The sequence below is a fragment of the Mesorhizobium sp. M7A.F.Ca.ET.027.03.2.1 genome, from assembly GCF_003999175.1.
Classification (GTDB): domain Bacteria; phylum Pseudomonadota; class Alphaproteobacteria; order Rhizobiales; family Rhizobiaceae; genus Mesorhizobium.
The window spans coordinates 1-734 of sequence record NZ_RZOM01001678.1 but is presented as its reverse complement, the minus strand read 5'-3'; the positions used below and the strand labels follow the sequence as shown (position 1 = coordinate 734).

The window sequence follows — 734 nt, the reverse complement described above, 5'->3', positions numbered from 1 at the left end:
ACCGTCGAGTTCGCACACGATGGGGCCGATGACCGCCGCTGCGCGGTTTCTCGACGAGGTCGCGGGAAATGACTGGCCGCGTCCGGCGGGCGTCAAGGTCGACCGGCTTGGCGCAAGCCTGCACGGGTCACTCGCCTACACCGGCATTGGCCACGGCAGTGATCGCGCCGTCATGCTCGGCCTTGCCGGTCTGACGCCGCAGACGGTCGATCCCGACCAGGCCGATGGCATTGCCGGCCGCATCGCCGCCGAAAAGCGCATTTCGCCGCCCGGCCATCCCTCCTATCGCTTTGATCCGGCCACCGATCTGGTGCTGGACCGCAAGACGCCGCTCACCGGTCACGCCAACGGCATGGCGTTCTACGCCTATGACGCCGGCGGCCGCCTGCTGCTCAAGCGGATCTATTATTCGATCGGCGGCGGCTTCGTGGTTTCCGAAGAAGAACTGCAGCGGATGAAAGCCAAGGGTTCGGTGACAACCGAAGGCAAGAAAGTGCCTTATCCGTTCAAGAATGCGGTCGAGATGCTGGCCATGGCCGGCAAAAGCGGCCTTTCCATCGCCGACATGAAACGCGTCAACGAGGAGACGCAGATGACGCGCGAGGAGCTCGACGCCGGCCTCGACGGAATCTGGACCGCCATGAAGGGCTGCATCGACCGTGGCCTGTCGCAGGATGGCATCATGCCGGGTGGGCTGAAGGTGCGCCGCCGTGCCCGCATGCTGCACGATAAGC

Annotated in this window: 1 protein-coding gene; it reads left to right on the top strand. The window is 65.0% G+C overall.

The window, feature by feature from the left end:
* Positions 1-734 (top strand): serine dehydratase beta chain (locus EN750_RS37305; RefSeq protein WP_189526820.1); only part of this gene is annotated, 734 nt, incomplete at both ends.